Here is an 18,426-nt window from a genome sequence, read left to right as displayed (position 1 = left end):
CCGTTTCATCTTGCTATAAATATCCAAGTATCCTGCTCACAACCGTGAGGAAATCACGCCAGTGTTGAAGCCACCCATTCGCAGCTCGCCGAAGAGACGCTGATATTCGATCTTGGGGCAATGGTTCATCACCACGTCCACGCCGCGCGCACGGGCCATCTCTGCCGCCTGCGGGTGCTCCACCCCGATCTGCATCCAGATCGTCCGAAGGTCTGGAAAGGTCTCCAGCGCCTCTTCCACGATGGGCGGCACATGTTCGGAGCGGCGAAAGATATCGACCATGTCCACCCTGCCCTCGATGTCGGACAGCGACGCCACCACCGTCTGGCCAAAGAGCATCCGCCCCGCGTGGCCGGGATTGACCGGGATCACCTCGAATTTCTTGAGACTCAGGTAGCGGGCCACATAATAGGACGGGCGCACCGGGTTCATCGACACGCCTACCATTGCCACACGGCGGGTGCGGGTCAGAATCTCGCGCAGGTGGGAATCAGTGTAGGTTTCGCTCATGGCGGTCATAAATCACGAAGCGGGCCGAGAAAAAAGCGCCCAAGATAAAGCTTGGGCGCCAGTCGCGGAACGAGGGACAGTGATATGAGACGGCGGTGTTCCGTCTCGCCGCCTCTGGAATATAGATAGGTCCGGTTTCCATGATATAAAGGGTTTGTAATACGCCCGTGACCAAACGTGACAGGGGACATCAATCGAACACGTCCTCGACCACGTCCCATATCTCCTCGAAGATGCGCCGCCCGATACCCTTGCGGCGATTGCGTTTGCGCGGCGGGTGCGCCGCCCGCAGCCTGTCGTCGTAGTCTTGCCGTGGCAGTGTCATGGGCCGACCCTTGGGGCGCGGGCGATCTGACTTCGACGTTGGCATCGCCTTCATGTCATGGAGCGGCGCGCCACAGCTTGAACAGGCCAGCTCGTGGCGCGCCCGGTCGAGCACGAGGGCCGCACGCGTGCCGCAGTAATTGCATGTGGCGATCTTGTGGCCCATGACGCTCCATATCGGTCAAATCCGCGCATTTTCCAAGCCCTCCCCGGCGCGAAATCGTCGCTTGCGGCGCGGGTGCGTGGTATCGTCGCGGCGTGCAGACCCTAAGGAACGACACCGGATGACCGATCAGCCCGCCCCCGCCGAGCCCGCGCCCCGCGACCTGCCCTTCACGGTGGACCTCAGCCGCATCCACCTTGCCGTGGGCTGGATCGCCTTTGGCCTGCCGCTCTCGCTCATCGCGGTTTCGCAGCTGCCGACGGTCTGCTTTCACGACTCGATCAGCCATTTCTATTTCAGCCCGGTGGGTGGCGATATCCTCGTCGGCGCGCTGAGCTTCATCGGATTGCTGCTCGTGGGCCTCTACTCCTTCGACGCGGTCGGGTGCGCGGGCGCACGTCGCTGGACGTGGAAGGACATCCTCGCAATCCGCGTGGCCGGTATCGCGGCGCTCTTGGTCGCCTTCGTGCCCACGGCGGGTACGGGCTGCGCCCGCGCGGAGGCCGAAGGCGCGCGCGCCTTCCTCACCGGCACGAACGGGCCCTCCTTCGATTTCTGGGCCGTGCTTCTGGGGCGGGAGGAAGCCACCGGCCTTCCGCTCGATACGGTGCATTACAGCGCGGCGGGGGTGATGTTTCTCATCCTCGCCTACGTGGTGCTGCGCGTCTTTACCCGCGTGAATTCCGAGGCCGCCGAACGGGACGGCAACCGCAAGGGCCTGCGCAACGCCTGTTACCGGGTGCTGGGCCGGGTGATCCTCGGGGTGGTCGCCGTGCTCGGGATCAAGATGGCGGTCGGGGCCGTGGCACCGGATTTCCTCGGCTTCTGGAACCGGCTCAACCTCACCTTCGTGCTGGAGGCGGCGGGGCTTTTCGCATTCGGGCTGGCGTGGATGATCAAGGGGCGGGTGCTTCCGGTGTTCGAGGATGCCGCGGCACGGGCTCAGCCGCGCGCGGCGTAAAGCGCGACGGCGGCGGCGTTCGAGACGTTGAGCGAGCCGAAACCGCCCGCCGCGTCGATACGCACGAGCGCGTCCACCGTCTCGCGCGTGCGCGGGCGCAGACCCGGCCCCTCGGCCCCCAGGACAAGCGCCACGGGCCGGTCACGCCGTCCTTCGAGGGCCGTCTCGACGGTCTCGTCCGCCTCGCCCGCGAGGCCAAGCACGAGATAGCCCATGCCCTGCAGCTCAGTGATCGCGTCGGCAAGGTTGCGCACACGCAGGTAGGGCTGACGCTCCAGCGCACCGCTGGCAGATTTCGCGAGCGCGCCGGTCTCGGGGGCCGAATGGTGGCGCGGGGCGATCACCGCGCGTGCACCGAACACCTCTGCCGAGCGCAGGATCGCGCCGACGTTGTGCGGATCGGTCACCCGGTCGAGCAGCACCAGCCGCGGCGCACCAGGGCCGTCGCGCAACGCGAGATCGGCCAGCTTTCCCCAGTCGAGCGGCTTCACCTCCAGCGCCGCGCCCTGGTGCACCGATCCGGGATCGAGCGGCGCGGTGAACTTGCGCGGATCGGCCATCTCGGGCTCTATCCCGCTCATGGCGATGGCCTCGGACAGCTTGTCGGCGGCATTGCGCGTGACCACGAGGCGCAGCTTCTCGCGGCGGGGATTTTCCAGCGCGTCGCGCACGGCGTGCAGCCCGAAGAGCCACACCGTCCCGGCGGCCTCGGCCCGCCGCGCCTGCTCTTTCTCGATCACCCAGCGGGGTTTCTTCATCGACCGCGCGCCCCCTCTCGTCCAAGGTTCCGTCCTTGCACCGCCGCGACAGGGCGCGCAAGCGATTTTCCGGTTGACGGGCCGCGGCGCCAATTCTAAGACGCCCGGCACGTGGGCGACAGGCCGCAAGGTGTGGCAGGGGACTGTAACTCCCTCGCGGAGACGCACGCTAGGTTCGATTCCTAGGTCGCCCACCACTTTCCCCCTTTCTGAGCCCGCCCCCCGGCGACTATAGTTCCGTAAGAAACGCAGGGGCATGGGCATGGCGCAACCGACCGAGGCGGGGACCGGTTTCAACATCGTGGTCGTCGGGCAGGGCGGGCGGCTGCAATACGAGGCGCTGATCTTCGCCGCCTCGCTGCGCGCGATGTCGCCGGGCTTCACCGGGCGGCTCTTGGTGGCCGAGCCGCAGCCCGGCGCGCTTTGGCGCAACGATCCGCGTATCGCCGGGGAGGAAACCCACGCCCGGCTGGCAGAACTGGACGCCGAGATCGTGCCCTTCGCATCGCACCATTTCGGACAACCCTACCCCTATGGCAACAAGATCGAGGCGCTGTTCGCGCTGCCCGAGGGCGAGCCCTTCGTGTTCTTCGACACCGACACGCTGGTAACGGGTGAATTGACGGATGTGCCGTTCGATTTCGACCGCCCCTCCGCCTCGCTGCGCCGCACCGGCACATGGCCCGAGCCGGACCTCTACGGCCCCGGCTACACCGCGATCTGGAAATCGCTCTACGACAAGTTCGGGCTGGATTTCGAAGGCTCGCTCGATCTGAGCCAGCCCGACGAGTACTGGAAGCGATATCTATATTTCAACGCGGGCTTCTTCTACTACCGCTGTCCGCGTGTCTTTGGTGAGCGGTTCCTCGAATATGCGCTTGCCATCCGCGACGACCCGCCGCCGGAACTCGTGTGCCAGTCGCTCGATCCCTGGCTCGACCAGGTCGCGCTGCCGCTGGTTATCCACGCCCTTGGTGGCGGGCGCGACACGCTGCCAGTGGGTCTGCTCGATGGCGTGGTGACCTGCCATTACCGCACCCTGCCCCTGCTCTACGCGCGTGAGAGCGACCGGGTGATCGCCGTGCTCGAAGAGGTGACCTCCCCGAACAAGATCAAGAAGGTGCTCAAGGAATACGACGCCATAAAACGCATGATCTACCAGGGGCGTGGGCAGAAGGTGCGCGCGCTCTTTGACCAGGACAACCTGCCGCGCCGCGAACAGGCGATCCGCAACGCGATCAAGCGCAACGGATTCTGGATGCGCTGATCCCGCAGCGATGCGCGAACCGGAAGCGCGGGAACGGGGTATTTTTACCAAGAAGAAACCACGGCCGGCTTCTTCTTGGCCCAAATACCCAACCACATCGGAGGCCGCACCCCGGTTCAGGTGTCGAACACCGCCCCCATATCGGCGAAGCCCTTGACCTCGATCGGGTTGCCAGACGGGTCGCGGAAGAACATCGTCCATTGCTCGCCTGGCTCACCCTTGAACCGCACCGAGGGCGGGATCACGAAATCGACCTCTGCCGCCTCCAGTCGCCCGGCCAGCGCGCGCCAGTCGTCGAGCGGCAGCACCACGCCGAAATGCGGCATAGGCACCATGTGATCGCCCACCTTGCCGGTAGGGGCGGTGGCCAGCGGTTCACCGACGTGTAGCGACAACTGGTGCCCAAAGAAGTCGAAATCCACCCATGTTTCTGTCGAGCGCCCCTCGACGCCACCCAACACGCCGCCGTAGAATTCGCGCGCTGCGTCAAGATCGGTGACATTGATTGCCAGATGAAACGGGTGTGCCATATTGGGCCTCCTCATGCCTGTTGCGGGGCACCTTTCAATGCCGTAACCCGGTTTTCAAGTATTTCCGAAGGGAGGAGCCCCGAGATGACCTATGGTTTCGACACGTTGCAGATTCATGCGGGCGCACGCCCCGACCCGGCGACCGGCGCCCGTCAGGTGCCAATCTACCAGACGACCGCCTACGTGTTCCGCGATGCCGAGCACGCGGCGGCGCTCTTCAACCTGCAGGAAGTGGGATACATCTACTCGCGCCTGACCAACCCCACCGTGGCCGCCCTGCAGGAACGTGTCGCCACGCTCGAGGGCGGCGCGGGCGCGGTGTGCTGCTCGTCGGGGCACGCGGCGCAGATCATGGCGCTTTTCCCGCTGATGGGGCCGGGGTTCAACGTGGTGGTCTCAACCCGGCTCTATGGCGGGTCGATCACGCAGTTCAGCCAGACGATCAGGCGCTTCGGCTGGGAGGCGAAATTCGTCGACATCGACGACGCCGACGCCATCCGCGCAGCCATCGACGACAACACGCGCGCGATATTCTGCGAGTCGATCGCCAACCCGGGCGGGCACATCGCCGATCTCGATGCCGTGGCGGGACTCGCGGACGAGGCGGGGCTGCCGCTCATCGTCGATAACACGTCCGCCACCCCCTACCTGTGCCGCCCCATCGAGCACGGCGCGACGCTGGTGGTGCATTCGATGACCAAGTTCCTCACCGGCAACGGCACGGTGACCGGCGGGTGCGTGGTGGATTCGGGCAATTTCGACTGGTCGGCCTCGGGCAAGTTCCCCTCGCTGAGCGAGCCCGAACCCGCCTATCACGGGCTCAAGTTCCACGAGACCTTCGGGCCGCTTGCGTTCACCTTTCACGGCATCGCCGTGGGGCTGCGCGACCTCGGCATGACCCTCAACCCGCAGGCGGCACATTACACGCTTCTCGGGATCGAAACGCTCAGCCTGCGGATGCAGCGCCATTGCGAGAACGCCGAGAAGGTCGCGGGCTGGCTCGAGAGTCACCCGGCGGTCGAAAGTGTGACCTATGCCGGGCTGCCCTCGTCGCCCTGGCACGACCGTGTGGCGCGGATCTGCCCCAAGGGGGCGGGCGGGCTGTTCACCGTGGCGCTCAAGGGCGGCTACGACGCCTGCGTGCGGCTGGTGGACAGCCTCGATCTGTTCAGCCATGTCGCCAATCTTGGCGACACGCGCAGTCTCGTGATCCATTCCGCCTCGACCACGCACCGGCAGTTGACCGAGGAACAGCAGGTCGCGGCGGGGGCCGCGCCGAACGTGGTGCGGATTTCCATCGGGATCGAGGATGCCGACGACCTGGTCGCCGATCTCGATCAGGCGCTTGCGCGCGCCTCCGGCTGACGGGGGCGACGCGGCCGCGCGGGGGTATGCGCGCGGTTCCGCCGGTTGACCACCGCGCGCCACCGCGTCAGGCTCGAAGACGCTCTTGAGACTCCCGGTGGTGGCGTGCGCGTGGTAAGACGAACCCGATGAAACCAAATTTCGCCCTCGACCTGACGTTCGACGGAATTGCGCTCCTGCATCGCGCGGGAGAGGCGGGGTGGCACGTCGTCGGCGAGGTGGCGCTCGACTCGCCATCGCTGAGCGACGATCTCGCGGCGCTGCGCAAGAAGGCGAACACGCTCGATCCCGCGGGAATGCGCACCAAGCTCGTCATTCCAGACGAGCAAATCCGCTATCTCGACATTCCCGAGGCCTCTGCACCCCACGGCGATCACGATGCGGCGGCGGCCGACGCGCTGGACGGGGCCACACCCTACGCACTGGACGATCTCGCCTACGACTGGACCGTGAGCGGCAAGCGGCTCTACATCGCCGCCGTCGCACGAGAGACGCTGGAAGAAGCGGAAAGTTTCGCCATCGAGCACGGTTTGAACCCGATCTGCTTCGTGGCCGACCCCGACCAGAATATCTACGAGGGCGAGCCATTCTTCGGCATGACCGAGAAAGCCGAGGCCTCTGGCCCTGTCGAGCGTGATACCGGCCCGCTGAAACGTCTCGGCGCGCTTCCGGTGGTCGAGACGGATGAGGCCGTTGCCGACGAACCGGTGCCGGAGACCTTTTCCTTTTCAAGCGTGCGCGCCGAACGCGGCATGCCCCCCAAGACCGCGCCGCGGCTTGAGGGGGTGGCGCGCATTACGCCAATCCCCCTGCCCGACGCGGACGCGCGTGCCATCAGCGGGGCTGCGCATGCCAGTCTAGTGCCGCGCGACGACGCCCCCACGCTCGGCCCCGCGACCGACAGGACCACGACCCCGAAGCCGCGGCACAAGGCACCGAAGGCCGATACCGGCCCGACCGATACCACCGGAGCGCCAGGCCCTGACCCGGCCGCGACAAAGGCCGGCGCAGCGTCACTGACACAAGCCGACGAGGCCGAACGGCTGACCATATTCGGCGCACGTAGCACGGCAGATGCGCGCCGAAAAAAGCCGGGTTTCCTGGGACTCATGCTCACGGCAGCCTTGCTGATCGCCCTGATCGGCGTGGCGACATGGGCCGCGATCTTTCCCGAGTCGGGGTTGGGCAAGCTGCTGCGCGGGGGCGAGCCGCAGGTCGCGGTGACGCCCGACATCCCCGAACTGGAGAGCACCGGCTCGCAGCCATCGGCAGACACAGCGGAAACGGAACCTGCAGATACCGGTCCCGACGCGCCTGAGCCGGCACCGGTGCCCCGTGAGCCCGACGTCGCCACCCTGTCCGCCCCCGAAGACCCCGCCACAGACAAGGACGACGAGACCGGACCCGCCGAGATTCCCGGCGCGGAGGGTGCGGCAGGCGGCTGGACGGCACCGCGCACCCCCGAGGAGGCCCGGGCCCGCTATGCCGCCACGGGCATCTGGCCCTCGGCACCAGAGGCACCGGACGAGCCGAGAACCGGGAGCCTTGACACCTTTTACCAGACCTCGATCGACAAACAGGTGAACCTCGGTGACGCCGTCGCGCTACCACAAGCGCGCGCGCTCGCAGCCGATCTCGTGCCGCCGCGACCCGCTCTGCCGCCGCCGCCGGGCAGGACATTCGAACTCGACGCGCGCGGCCTCGTGCGCGCAACGCCGGAGGGGGCGCTCACGCCCGAGGGCGTTCGCGTCGTTGCCGGCCCGCCCCCTGTTCTCCCTCCGGAAACGCCGCCGCGCGCCGTGCCCCTTCCCGGGCTCACCCCGACGGACGAGGCGGCAGAGGCGCGCGAGAACCTGTCGGGTATCCGCCCGCGGCTGCGGCCCGAAACGCTGGTCGAAGAGCACGAGCGCGGTGCCCTTGGCGGGCGCTCGCGGACCGAGCTGGCGACGCTGCGCCCACGAACCCGCCCGGCAGAGACAATCGCGCGTGCCGACGCGGAAGCGGTGGCGGCGGCGGTGGCCGAGGCAACCGACGAGACCGTGACCGAATCGCTCAAGCCACGGCTGCGGCCCAAGACGATTGCGCGCGAAGCGACGCCACGCCGTACCGCCGCGGCGGGACCGACCATCCCGACCTCCGCCTCGATCGCTCAGCGCGCGACCGTGCGCAATGCAATCAATCTGCGACAGGTAAACCTCATCGGCGTCTACGGTACGCCATCGAACCGGCGCGCCCTTGTCCGCCTGTCGAACGGGCGATACCGCAAGGTGCAGGTCGGTGACCGGATCGACGGCGGTCGGGTCCTGGCCATCGGCGATACGGAGCTGCGCTACAGCAAGAGCGGCCGCAGCGTGGTGCTGCGGATGCCCCGGGGCTAAGGGGCCAAAGGGCGCACACAAAACGAGGGCCGGGCGATGGAAGGGGTTCTGTTTCAGGCAACGATACTCCTGGTGGCGATGGTCGTCGCCGTGCCGCTGGCGGCGCAGCTCGGCTTCGGCTCGGTGCTGGGATACCTCGCTGCCGGGATCGCGATCGGTCCGGTCCTCGGGCTGGTCGGCGGGTATGAGACCGCCGAGTTGCAGCACATGGCCGAATTCGGCGTGGTCCTGATGCTGTTCCTTATCGGGCTCGAGCTGGAGCCGCGCGCGCTATGGGATATGCGCCACCGGCTTCTGGGGCTTGGGGGGCTTCAGATCGGGCTGACCACCGCCGCGATCATGCTCGGCGGCCTCTGGCTAGGGCAGGTGTGGACGGTGGCGCTGGCCGTCGGCTTGGCGCTGGCGCTGTCCTCGACAGCAATCGTGTTGCAGACCCTCAACGAGAAGGGATTGATGCAGACCGGCGGCGGGCGCTCGGCCTTTTCGGTGCTGCTGACGCAGGACATAGCGGTGATCCCGATACTGGCCCTGCTGCCGCTGCTGGCACTGCCGCGCACGATGGACATGGTCTTTGCCGCCGCGCGTGAGCGCGCGGAAAATGCACACACGGTCACCGAGGCGGCCCCACACGAGGCGGCGCAGAACTTCATCGCCAGCCTGCCGGGCTGGGCGGCGACGCTGGTGACGGTGGCAGCGGTGGCGGCGATCATCCTGGCCGGTGTCTACCTCACGCGACCAGTCTTTCGCTTCATCCACACCGCGCGGCTACGCGAGATGTACACGGCGCTCGCGCTGCTGATCGTGGTGGGAATCTCGTTCCTGATGATGCTCGTGGGCCTGTCGCCCGCGCTTGGCGCATTCCTCGCGGGCGTCGTGCTGGCCAACAGCGAGTTTCGCCACGAACTGGAAAGCGACCTTGCGCCGTTCAAGGGGCTGCTGCTGGGCCTGTTCTTCATAACCGTCGGAGCGGGGATGGATTTCAGCGTGCTGCAGGGCGCGCCCTTCCTCGTGCTGGGGCTCGCGGGCGGGCTGATCCTGACCAAGGGGGCGATCCTCTACGTGCTTGGCCGGGCCTTCGCGCTGCGCGGACGCGATCTGTGGCTGTTCACCCTGTCGCTGGCGCAGGCCGGCGAATTCGGCTTCGTGCTGGTCGCGTTCTCGAATCAACAAAACGTGCTGCCGCGCGGCATGGGGGAGATCCTGCTGCTGGTGATCGCCCTGACCATGCTCATCACGCCGCTGCTGTTCCTGCTCTTCGACAGGATGTCATGGCACATGGCGACCGCTGCCGCGACACCCGAGGCCGACGAGATCGACCGCACCGGGCAGGTCATCATCGCCGGGATCGGGCGGTTCGGACAGGTCGTCAACCGGCTGGTGCGGTCGAGCGGTTTCGACACGGTGGTGCTCGACAACGACCTGATGGCGATCCAGAGGATGCGCCGCTTTGGCGTCAAGGGCTTCTTCGGCGATCCGACGCGGCCCGACCTGCTACACGCGGCGGGCATCGGCGAGGCACGCGTTCTCGTCGCCGCGCTCGATGACCCAGATGCCTGCGTGCGGCTCGTTTCATTCGCCCGGCGCGAGCGGCCCGACCTGCACATCGTGGCGCGGGCGCGCGACCGCACCCATGTTTTCCGCCTCTATAAGGCGGGGGCCAACGACATCGTGCGCGAGGTCTTTGACGGATCGCTGCGGGCCGGTCGATACGTGCTGGAGAATGTCGGGCTGACGGAATTCGAGGCGGCAGAAGCAGAGAAGCTGTTTTACCAGCACGACCGGCAGTCAGTGCGCGAACTGGCCGCGCTGTGGGATCCGGACGTGCCGACGTTCGAGAATGCTGCCTACATCGCGCGGGCAAGAGAACTCGAGGCGGATTTGCAGACGATGCTGCTCACCCAGCTCGAGGAAAGCTCCGCCGCACCACATGAGCGCGGCGAAGACTGAGGCGCGGCTCTGGGCCGATCACTCGGCGCTGTCGGCGGGACTGGCGTTGAGCAGGCCGTAGCGCTCGGCTCCGAGGCTGTCGAACAGGTCGATCTGCGTTTCGAGAAAGTCGATATGGCCCTCCTCATCCGCGATCAACTCTTCGAACAGGTTCTTGGAGACATAGTCGCCCACGCTCTCGCAATGATTGCGGGCCTCGATATAGAGCGTGCGGGCCTCGTTCTCCGCCGCGAGATCGGCGTCGAGCGTCTCTCGCAGGGTCTGGCCGATGCGCAGCGGGTCGAGCTTTTGCAGGTTGGGGTGACCGCCGAGAAAGATGATCCGCTCGATCAGCTTGTCGGCGTGGTGCATCTCCTCGATGCTCTCCTCGCGGGATTTTGCCGCGATCTTTCCGTATCCCCAATCCTCTTGCAAGCGATAGTGCAGCCAGTACTGGCTGACGGCGGTCAGTTCACTCCTGAGCGCCTTGTTGAGATAGTCGATTACCTTCTGGTCGCCTTTCATGGAGGTCTCCCTGTGTGGGTGCGCGCCGCAGGGCGCGCAGGTGCATGGGGACAGCGAGCGTAGACTGCTCGCTCATGGTGTCAATGAAAAGCGGCAGACATCCACCGCAATCGGCGCGCTTGCCCAGCGCGCGATAGACCTTGCCCGGAGTGATGACCGTCTCGGGATCGGAGGCGCGCATCCAGTCGACGGCGCGCCGGATATCGGTATCGGTGATGGCCATGCAGTGGCAGACGATCATCGTGCGGCAGTCCTTTTTCTCAGTGTAGAGTGGTCCCTGCGGGGCGGGCGGCTGCGAACGCCGCAGCATCTCGCAGCGTGGCGCGGTAGAGATGCAGACCGAAGCGCTGCGCCGCGTCTGTCAAGCCGGTGATGGCCGGTCCATCGACCATCAGGCTCGCGAGCAGGAGCGCCTCCTCGCGCTCGCCCAGCGCCGCCTCGCGAACAAAGCGGGCGAATGTCGCCTCGTCCGCGCCCACACAGGGGCATTCCGGCGCATGGCAGGCAAGCGGACGCCGCCGCGCGGCACCGAGGATGCCGGCAAGATCGCACATTGCCGCCATGGCGGCTGCCGCCTGCCCCTCGGTCATTTGCGCGCGCAGGGTGACGAGCGCCGCCCCCGCGCCGCCGCGGTTCCAGCCACGCAGGGCCCCGATGACAAGTGCTGCAAGCGGCTCCATACCCTGCATGGCCGCCACGGGCAGTTCGCCGGAGAGGTCGCGAGCATGTTTCATTTCGTCAGGATCAGTTTGCCCGCGCGGGTGATGCGCAGGGTGTAGGTTTGTCCGTCGAGGACGATATAGGCGGTATTGCCGCCCTCGGTAAGGTCGCGGGCGTCGTGGCAGGCGGCCTCTGCCAAGAGGCTGTGGCCGGCTCCGATCTGGGCACGGATCATGTCAAGGTCTCCATTCGCTCGGGCGGCGGGGCGCGCGTTGCGCGGTCCCGCTCTCGGGTGCAAGATGCCGGGCTGACCGTGGTGGATTGGCTTGGCACTCACAAGCTGAGTGAAATAGTCAGAAATGTCAATTCCGATTCTTTTTATCATATTTCTGGCGCTTGATCTTCTCGCCCACCGGGATAACTATAGCGCAGAAAAACGGGCGTGCGGGGCATGATAAAATTCACTCTGAAATGTGAGCAGGGGCACCGCTTCGACAGTTGGTTCCAGTCCGCGTCGGCCTTTGACCGGCTGTGCGAGACCGGCATGGTGGCGTGCGCGGTCTGCGGATCCGCACGGGTCGAGAAGGCGCTGATGACACCGCAGGTTCAGGGAGGGCGCGACGATCGGTCGCTCGCGGCTCAGCCGGGCAGCGCCGAACAGGCGATCGCCGCCCTGCGCCGCAAGGTCGAGGCCAATGCGGATTATGTGGGGCCGCAATTCGCACAAGAGGCGCGCGACATGCATGACGGGCACCTGCCCGAGCGCGCCATCTATGGCGAGGCACGGCCCGAGGAGGCAAGGCGCCTGATCGAGGATGGTATCCCGGTCGCCCCCCTGCCGTTTTCCCCGCGCCGCAAAACGAACTGAGGGTGCCCATGCATGTCGTCATCACGGGCGCGTCACGCGGCATCGGCGCGGAACTCGCGAAACGCTACCGGGCGGACGGGCACACGGTCACCGGCACGTCGCGCCGGGGTGGCGGCGGCCTCGTCGCGCTCGACGTGACCCGGGCGGAGGACTTTGAAGACCTCGCCGCGCATCTCGGCGGGCGTGCGGTCGATCTGGTGGTGTGCAACGCGGGCATCTATCCCGACAAGGGGCAAGCACTCGACACGGGCTATCCTGCCTCGATGTGGGCGGAAACCTTTGCCACCAACGTCACCGGTGTGTTCCTGACCGTGCAGGCGCTGCTGACCAACCTGCGCGCGGCGCAAGGCGCGCGCATCGCCATCATCTCCAGCCAGATGGCAAGCCACACGCGTGCGCCGGGCGGCAGCTATATCTACCGCGCTTCCAAGGCGGCGGCGCTCAATCTCGGGCGCAACCTCGCCACCGACCTCGCTCCGGAGGGTATCGCCGTAGGCATCTATCACCCGGGCTGGGTACGCACCGACATGGGCGGCGACGTGGCGGATATCTCGGTGGACGAGGCCGCCGAGGGGCTGATCGCGCGGTTCGATGCGCTCGACAAGGCCTCTACCGGCTGTTTCCAGACGTGGGACGGGCGCGATTACCCTTATTGACCGGGTGGGGCCGGAATCCTACCCAGGCACGCCCCTCGCCCGCGACACCTGCCCCCTTGCGCCCACATCTGCCCGCGCGTAAACCGCGCGCGAGTTTTCGCTTCAGGTCTCGCGCCATGCCCGTTCTCGTGATGAAATTCGGCGGCACGTCCGTCGCCAATATCGACCGCATCCGCCGGGCCGCCAAGCGCGTGGGCGTCGAGGTGGCCAAGGGCTATGACGTGATCGTCATCGTCTCGGCCATGTCGGGCAAGACCAACGAGCTTGTGGGCTGGGTTGGCGAGATCTCGCCGCTCTACGACGCGCGCGAATATGATGCCGTGGTTAGTTCGGGCGAGAACGTGACCGCCGGGCTGATGGCACTCACCTTGCAGGAGATGGATATCCCGGCGAGAAGCTGGCAGGGCTGGCAGGTGCCGCTGAAGACGAACGCCGCGCACTCCGCCGCGCGGATCGAGGACATTCCGCCCGACAACATCACCGCAAAGTTCGCCGAGGGCATGCGTGTCGCCGTGGTCGCGGGCTTCCAGGGGATCAGCCCCGAGGGCCGCATCACCACGCTGGGTCGCGGCGGCTCGGACACCACGGCCGTTGCCTTCGCCGCGGCCTTCGGTGCAGAGCGCTGCGATATCTACACCGACGTGGACGGGGTCTACACTACCGATCCGCGCATCAGCGCCAAGGCGCGCAAGCTCGACCGGATCGCGTTTGAGGAGATGCTGGAATTGGCCTCGCTCGGGGCCAAGGTGCTTCAAACCCGTTCCGTCGAGCTCGCGATGCGCTACAATGTCAAGCTGCGGGTGCTGTCGAGTTTCGAAGAACAAAGCGACGAGGCAGGCACGCTTGTCTGTGCCGAGGAGGAAATCATGGAATCCAATATTGTCAGCGGCATCGCCTATTCCCGCGAGGAAGCGAAGATGACCCTCGTATCGGTCGCCGACCGCCCCGGCATCGCAGCGGCGATCTTCGGCCCGCTGGCCGAGGCCGGCGTGAACGTCGACATGATCATCCAGAACATCGCCGAAGAAGGCCGCACCGACATGACCTTTTCCTGCCCCACCGATCAGGTGCGGCGCGCGGAAAAGGCGCTCAACGCGGCCAAGGAAGCGGGCGAGATCAACTATCACGACCTGATCGCCGATACCGACGTGGCCAAGGTTTCTGCCGTGGGCATCGGGATGCGCAGCCAGTCCGGCGTGGCGGCCAAGATGTTCCAGACGCTTTGTGACGAAGGAATCAACATCAAGGTCATTGCAACCTCAGAGATCAAGATTTCCGTTCTGATCGACCGGAAATATATGGAACTCGCGGTTCAGGCCCTGCATGATGCGTTTGATCTCGATAAGGTGGCCTGACGCCGGACCCGACGCCAAAGCGCGGCAGGACGGTCGCCTCTGAACCGGCCCCGGGGGGCAAGGCGTGATGAGCGTGACGTTGAAGACCGACAGCCGCCAGATGCTCGGGCGCCTGCGCTCGATCATGGCCGAGGAGGGCGGCGGGCAAACGCGGCTCGATCGCATCACCCGGCTCATCGCCGAGGAGATGCGCGCCGAGGTCTGCTCGATCTACCTGTTCCGCGACGTGGACACGCTCGAACTGTGCGCCACCGAGGGGCTCAAGGCCGAATCCGTCCACCAGACCCGGCTGCGGCTGGGCGAGGGCCTTGTCGGGCGAGTGGCGCGGTCGGGCAACGTCATCAACACCGATGACGCGCCCTCGGCCCCCGGCTTTCGCTACATGCCCGAGACCGGCGAGGAGGCGTATTCCTCCTTCGTCGGCGTGCCCATCCAGCGGCTGGGCGAGAAGCTCGGCGTGCTGGTGACACAGTCGAAGCAGGCGAGGCGATTCTCCGAAGACGAGATCTACGCGCTCGAAGTAGTCGCGATGGTGCTCGCCGAGATGGCCGAACTCGGGGCCTTCGTGGGCGAGGGCGCGGCGATGACCGCGCTGCACAGCCGGCCGGTGATGTTCCGCGGCGCGAGCGCTCAGGAGGGCGCGGCACGAGGCCATGTCTGGCTGCACGAGCCGCGCGTGGTGGTGACCAACCCGATCGCCGAGGACCCCGCCCGCGAGATGGAGCGCCTGCACGAGGCCGTCGAGACGCTGCGTGTGGGCGTCGACCGGATGCTCGATTCGGCGCAAGGCGGCGACAAGGAACAGCTCGATGTGCTCGAAGCCTATCGGATGTTCGCCAACTCCAAGGGCTGGATGCGCCGGATGGAGGCCAATATAGACAGCGGCCTGTCTGCGGAAGCGGCGGTGGAAAAGGAGCAATCCGCCGCGCGCGCGCGCATGACGCAGGTCAACGACGCCTACCTGCGCGAGCGGTTGCACGACCTCGACGACCTCAGTAACCGCCTGCTGCGCATCCTCACCGGACAGGGCCACGAGACCGGGGCCGAAATCCCCGCCGACCCGATCCTCGTTGCGCGCAATATCGGCCCCGCGGAGTTGCTCGATTACGGGCGCAGCCTGCGCGGCATCGTGCTGGAGGAAGGCGCGGTCGGCTCGCATGCCGCGATCGTGGCGCGCGCGCTTGCAATCCCGCTGGTCATCCATGCCGGACGAGTCACCACCGAGGCGCTCAACGGCGATTCGATCCTCGTGGACGGCGATCAGGGCATCGTGCACCTGCGACCCGACGATGCGGTGACGGCCGCGTTTCGCGACAAGATGGCAATGCAGGCCAAGGCGCAGGAGCGCTATGCCTCGATTCGTGAGAAACCGGCCGACACGCTGTGCGGTACGCATATCACGCTCAAGATGAACGCGGGGCTCATGGCCGACCTGCCCAGCCTCGAAGGCTCGGGCGCCGAGGGCGTCGGTCTGTTCCGCACGGAATTGCAGTTCCTCATCCGCAGCCACATGCCCAAGCGCGCCGAGCTGAGTGCGCTCTATGGCCGCGTTATGGACGCCGCCAAAGGCCGCCGCGTGGTGTTTCGCACACTCGACATCGGCTCGGACAAGGTGCTGCCCTACATGAAGGCCACGGACGAGCCCAACCCGGCGATGGGCTGGCGCGCGGTGCGCGTAGCGCTGGAAAAACCGGGCGTGATGAGGATGCAGCTTCAGGCGCTCATTCGCGGCGCGCAGGGGCGGCCGTTGTCGGTGATGTTTCCATTCGTGGCGCAGCACGACGAGTTCCGCGCCGCCCGCGCCGAGATGGACAAGGCGCTGGAGCGCGAGCGCATCCTCGGCCATCCGCTGCCGAGCGAGATCGAGGTGGGGGCCATGCTCGAGACCCCCTCGATCGCCTTCGCGCCGGACGCGTTCTATAACGAGGTGGATTTTCTCTCGGTCGGCGGCAACGATCTCAAGCAGTTCTTCTTTGCCGCCGACCGCGAGAACGAGCGGGTACGCCGCCGTTACGACACGCTCGACATGAGCTATCTAAACTTCCTCGAGGGCATCGTCTATCGCTGTGCCACGCTGGGCACGCGGCTGAGTTTCTGCGGCGAGGATGCCGGGCGCCCGATCGAGGCGGCCTGCCTGACGGCCCTGGGGTTTCGGACGCTGTCGATGCGGCCCGCGTCCATCGGCCCGGTCAAGAGCCTGCTGCGGCGGACCAACCTGAACGAATTGCGCGACATCCTGCACGAGGAACGCAGCCGTGGCTCGGATAATCTGCGCCCCGCGGCAACCGCCTACCTGCGCTCCAAGCTCTGACATCAGGTCGCCTGTGCGCCCCCGCACGTCGCCTGCGCGGCCCCGGGGCTACTGCACCCCGGGCATCGGTCCTACCTTGCAATCAAAGGAGGGCCGAGCATGGGACAACTGGTCAACGGTGTGTGGGAAGACACATGGTACGACACCGCCGCGCATGGCGGCAAATTCGTGCGCTCCACGGCGAAATTCCGCAACTGGATCACGTCGGACGGCGCACCGGGGCCTTCGGGCGAGGGCGGCTTCAAGGCCGAGAGTGGCCGCTATCACCTATACGTCGCGTATGCCTGCCCCTGGGCGCATCGCACCCTGATCTTTCGTGCGCTGAAGGGGATCGGGGATCATATCGGCTTCTCTGTCGTGCATCCCGACATGCTCTCGGATGGCTGGGAATTCCGCACCGACTATCCCGGGGCCACCGGCGACCGGCTCTATGGGCTGCCATACGCCCGCGACATCTATCTCAAGGCCGATCCCGGCATCTCGGGTCGCGTGACGGTGCCAATCCTTTGGGATCGGGAGCGCGAGACCATCGTGTCGAACGAAAGCTCCGAGATCATCCGCATGTTCAACTCGGCATTTGACGGGATCACCGGCAATACCGACGACTACTGGCCTGAAGATCTCCGCGATGCCATCGAGCCGATCAACGCGCGCATCTACGACACCGTCAACAACGGTGTCTACAAATCCGGCTTTGCCACCACGCAAGAGGCCTACGAGGCGGCCGTCTATCCGCTCTTCGACAGTCTCGACTGGCTGGAGGAGCGCCTGTCGGAAAACCGCTACCTGATGGGTGACCGGCTGACCGAGGCGGACTGGCGGCTCTTTACCACGCTGATCCGGTTCGACCCGGTCTATCACCTGCATTTCAAATGCAACCGAAAGCGCATCATCGATTACCCCAACCTCTGGGGCTACGTGCGCGAACTCTACCAATGGCCCGGCGTGCGCGAGACGGTGAATTTCGACCATATCGTGCGCCATTACCACTACAGCCACGAGACGGTGAACCCGCACCGGATCATCCCGATCAACCCGGTTCTGGATTACGACGCGCCACACGAGCGGGGCTGAGAAAGACACGGATCGCGTCGGACACCGCGCGCGGATGGGTGATCGGCCCCATGTGCCCGGCCCCACCGATGCGCGCGCGCATCGCCTCTGGCAGGCGCGCGGCGAGGCCGTCATTGATCGCGGTGATGATCACAGGAGAGCGCACGCCCTCCATCAGCAGCACCGGGGCCTCGATTCGCGTCAGCGCGCCCGATGCCAGCATCCCGCCAGCATCTTCGTACAGCGCCGCGTCGGCTGCCGCTATGAGCGGCATCTGCGCGGCCATGCGGTCGCGGATCGCCGGGGGCAATGCGTCAAGGCCCTCGCCGCCACCCCAGACCGAGAGGAACCCGTGGGCCGCAGCCGCCATGTCGTCTGCCTCCATCCCCGCCCGGAACGCGGCCATCTCCGCCTCGTGACCCGCGCGCAAATCGGGCCGGTCGGCCAGCGCAACGGCAAAGAACACCGGCTCATAAAGGCTCAGCGAGCGCACAAGATGCGGGTACTCGACCGCCAGTCGCAACGCCACCGTCGCGCCGAAGGAATGGCCGATGATATCGGCGGGACCATCGAGGAAAGCGGCGGCGATGGCGGTGCTCGCAGCCTGTATCTCGCCCGCCCCGTCCCACGGCGCGCTCAGCCCGTGGCCGGGCAGGTCGAAGGCGGTGATCGTCAGCAGGTCGGACAGGTCACGTCCAAGAGCGACCCAGCTACCTGCATGGCCGAGCGAGCAGTGGATGGCGAGGCCCGGGCGCGCGCCCTGTCCCATCATCTGCCAATGCGTCGCGCGCCCCGCGCGCAGGTCGCGGGGCATGG

Annotated in this window: 19 protein-coding genes and 1 tRNA gene; 11 read left to right on the top strand and 9 right to left on the bottom strand. The window is 66.4% G+C overall.

All coding sequences use genetic code 11. From position 1 onward, the window contains the following. Positions 1–36 precede the first annotated feature (36 nt). Together AC13D8_RS15580 and AC13D8_RS15575 are read right to left on the bottom strand one after the other, a co-directional pair. On the bottom strand, positions 37–510 hold the full coding sequence (locus tag AC13D8_RS15580) for a CoA-binding protein (protein WP_482969586.1): 474 nt from the start codon (positions 508–510) through the stop codon (positions 37–39). Positions 511–700: 190 nt separating this feature from the next. Beyond that, complete coding sequence (locus tag AC13D8_RS15575; RefSeq protein WP_482969585.1) at positions 701–1,000, bottom strand: hypothetical protein; 300 nt, start codon at positions 998–1,000, stop codon at positions 701–703. A gap of 118 nt (positions 1,001–1,118) precedes the next feature. Here AC13D8_RS15575 and AC13D8_RS15570 point away from each other — a divergent pair, with 118 nt between their 5' ends. Further along, positions 1,119–1,958, top strand: coding sequence for a hypothetical protein (locus AC13D8_RS15570; RefSeq protein WP_482969584.1), 840 nt, complete (start codon positions 1,119–1,121; stop codon positions 1,956–1,958). On the opposite strand, the gene rlmB is transcribed toward AC13D8_RS15570, so the two are convergent. After that, positions 1,940–2,716, bottom strand: a complete 777-nt coding sequence (gene rlmB, locus AC13D8_RS15565) for a 23S rRNA (guanosine(2251)-2'-O)-methyltransferase RlmB (protein ID WP_482969583.1) — start codon at positions 2,714–2,716, stop codon at positions 1,940–1,942. The genes AC13D8_RS15570 and rlmB overlap by 19 nt on opposite strands. Positions 2,717–2,829: 113 nt before the next feature. Between rlmB and AC13D8_RS15560 the strand changes: the two genes are divergently transcribed. Both AC13D8_RS15560 and AC13D8_RS15555 read left to right on the top strand, forming a co-directional pair. Next, positions 2,830–2,913, top strand: a tRNA-Tyr gene (locus tag AC13D8_RS15560). A 65-nt stretch (positions 2,914–2,978) separates the two neighbouring features. Then, positions 2,979–3,983, top strand: coding sequence for a hypothetical protein (locus tag AC13D8_RS15555; RefSeq protein ID WP_482969582.1), 1,005 nt, complete (start codon positions 2,979–2,981; stop codon positions 3,981–3,983). Positions 3,984–4,099: 116 nt separating this feature from the next. Here the strand turns inward: AC13D8_RS15555 and AC13D8_RS15550 are convergent, their stop codons facing one another. Further along, entirely contained in the window at positions 4,100–4,513 is a 414-nt protein-coding gene (locus AC13D8_RS15550) for a VOC family protein (protein ID WP_482969581.1), read from the bottom strand. Between the two features lie 84 nt (positions 4,514–4,597). On the opposite strand from AC13D8_RS15550, the gene AC13D8_RS15545 reads away from it, so the two are divergent. The 3 genes from AC13D8_RS15545 (at position 4,598) to AC13D8_RS15535 (ending at position 10,203) form a co-directional block, all read left to right on the top strand. Continuing rightward, positions 4,598–5,878 (top strand): O-acetylhomoserine aminocarboxypropyltransferase/cysteine synthase family protein, encoded by a 1,281-nt coding sequence (locus tag AC13D8_RS15545; RefSeq protein WP_482969580.1) that lies wholly within the window; start codon positions 4,598–4,600, stop codon positions 5,876–5,878. Between the two features lie 128 nt (positions 5,879–6,006). Further along, positions 6,007–8,256 (top strand): hypothetical protein, encoded by a 2,250-nt coding sequence (locus tag AC13D8_RS15540; protein WP_482969579.1) that lies wholly within the window; start codon positions 6,007–6,009, stop codon positions 8,254–8,256. Positions 8,257–8,292: 36 nt separating this feature from the next. After that, positions 8,293–10,203, top strand: coding sequence for a cation:proton antiporter domain-containing protein (locus tag AC13D8_RS15535; protein ID WP_482969578.1), 1,911 nt, complete (start codon positions 8,293–8,295; stop codon positions 10,201–10,203). An 18-nt stretch (positions 10,204–10,221) separates the two neighbouring features. Here the strand turns inward: AC13D8_RS15535 and bfr are convergent, their stop codons facing one another. Genes bfr through hemP form a run of 4 tightly spaced genes read right to left on the bottom strand, consistent with a single transcriptional unit; the run spans position 10,222 to position 11,602 of the window. Next, positions 10,222–10,707, bottom strand: coding sequence for a bacterioferritin (bfr, locus tag AC13D8_RS15530; RefSeq protein ID WP_482969577.1), 486 nt, complete (start codon positions 10,705–10,707; stop codon positions 10,222–10,224). Beyond that, positions 10,655–10,948 carry a (2Fe-2S)-binding protein gene (locus AC13D8_RS15525; RefSeq protein ID WP_129432711.1) on the bottom strand — a complete coding sequence of 98 codons (294 nt, stop codon included), beginning with the start codon at positions 10,946–10,948 and terminating at the stop codon, positions 10,655–10,657. Before AC13D8_RS15525 ends, bfr begins: the two co-directional genes overlap by 53 nt. A gap of 19 nt (positions 10,949–10,967) precedes the next feature. Then, on the bottom strand, positions 10,968–11,441 hold the full coding sequence (locus AC13D8_RS15520; protein ID WP_482969576.1) for a hypothetical protein: 474 nt from the start codon (positions 11,439–11,441) through the stop codon (positions 10,968–10,970). Further along, entirely contained in the window at positions 11,438–11,602 is a 165-nt protein-coding gene (gene hemP, locus AC13D8_RS15515) for a hemin uptake protein HemP (protein WP_482969575.1), read from the bottom strand. The genes AC13D8_RS15520 and hemP overlap by 4 nt, the downstream gene beginning before the upstream one ends. 216 nt (positions 11,603–11,818) lie before the next feature. Between hemP and AC13D8_RS15510 the strand changes: the two genes are divergently transcribed. From AC13D8_RS15510 to AC13D8_RS15490, 5 genes are all read left to right on the top strand, one after another. Beyond that, positions 11,819–12,235: a DUF1178 family protein gene (locus tag AC13D8_RS15510; protein ID WP_129432708.1), complete on the top strand. Its 417-nt coding sequence runs from the start codon at positions 11,819–11,821 to the stop codon at positions 12,233–12,235. Between the two features lie 8 nt (positions 12,236–12,243). After that, complete coding sequence (locus tag AC13D8_RS15505) at positions 12,244–12,891, top strand: SDR family NAD(P)-dependent oxidoreductase (protein ID WP_482969574.1); 648 nt, start codon at positions 12,244–12,246, stop codon at positions 12,889–12,891. Positions 12,892–13,007: 116 nt separating this feature from the next. Then, a complete protein-coding gene (locus tag AC13D8_RS15500; RefSeq protein ID WP_482969573.1) occupies positions 13,008–14,246 on the top strand; it encodes an aspartate kinase in 1,239 nt (412 codons plus the stop codon). A 67-nt stretch (positions 14,247–14,313) separates the two neighbouring features. Then, positions 14,314–16,557 carry a phosphoenolpyruvate--protein phosphotransferase gene (gene ptsP / locus AC13D8_RS15495; RefSeq protein WP_482969572.1) on the top strand — a complete coding sequence of 748 codons (2,244 nt, stop codon included), beginning with the start codon at positions 14,314–14,316 and terminating at the stop codon, positions 16,555–16,557. A gap of 99 nt (positions 16,558–16,656) precedes the next feature. Further along, positions 16,657–17,631: a glutathione S-transferase family protein gene (locus tag AC13D8_RS15490; RefSeq protein ID WP_482969571.1), complete on the top strand. Its 975-nt coding sequence runs from the start codon at positions 16,657–16,659 to the stop codon at positions 17,629–17,631. On the opposite strand, the gene AC13D8_RS15485 is transcribed toward AC13D8_RS15490, so the two are convergent. Beyond that, positions 17,588–18,424, bottom strand: coding sequence for an alpha/beta fold hydrolase (locus AC13D8_RS15485; RefSeq protein WP_482969570.1), 837 nt, complete (start codon positions 18,422–18,424; stop codon positions 17,588–17,590). The two genes, AC13D8_RS15490 and AC13D8_RS15485, sit on opposite strands and share 44 nt — an antisense overlap. Between the last annotated feature and the right edge of the window lie 2 nt (positions 18,425–18,426).

The sequence above is a fragment of the Roseovarius sp. B-10 genome, assembly GCF_056859295.1.
The sequence above is the reverse complement of the archived record's forward strand: the minus strand, read 5'-3'. Positions and strand labels throughout refer to the sequence as shown.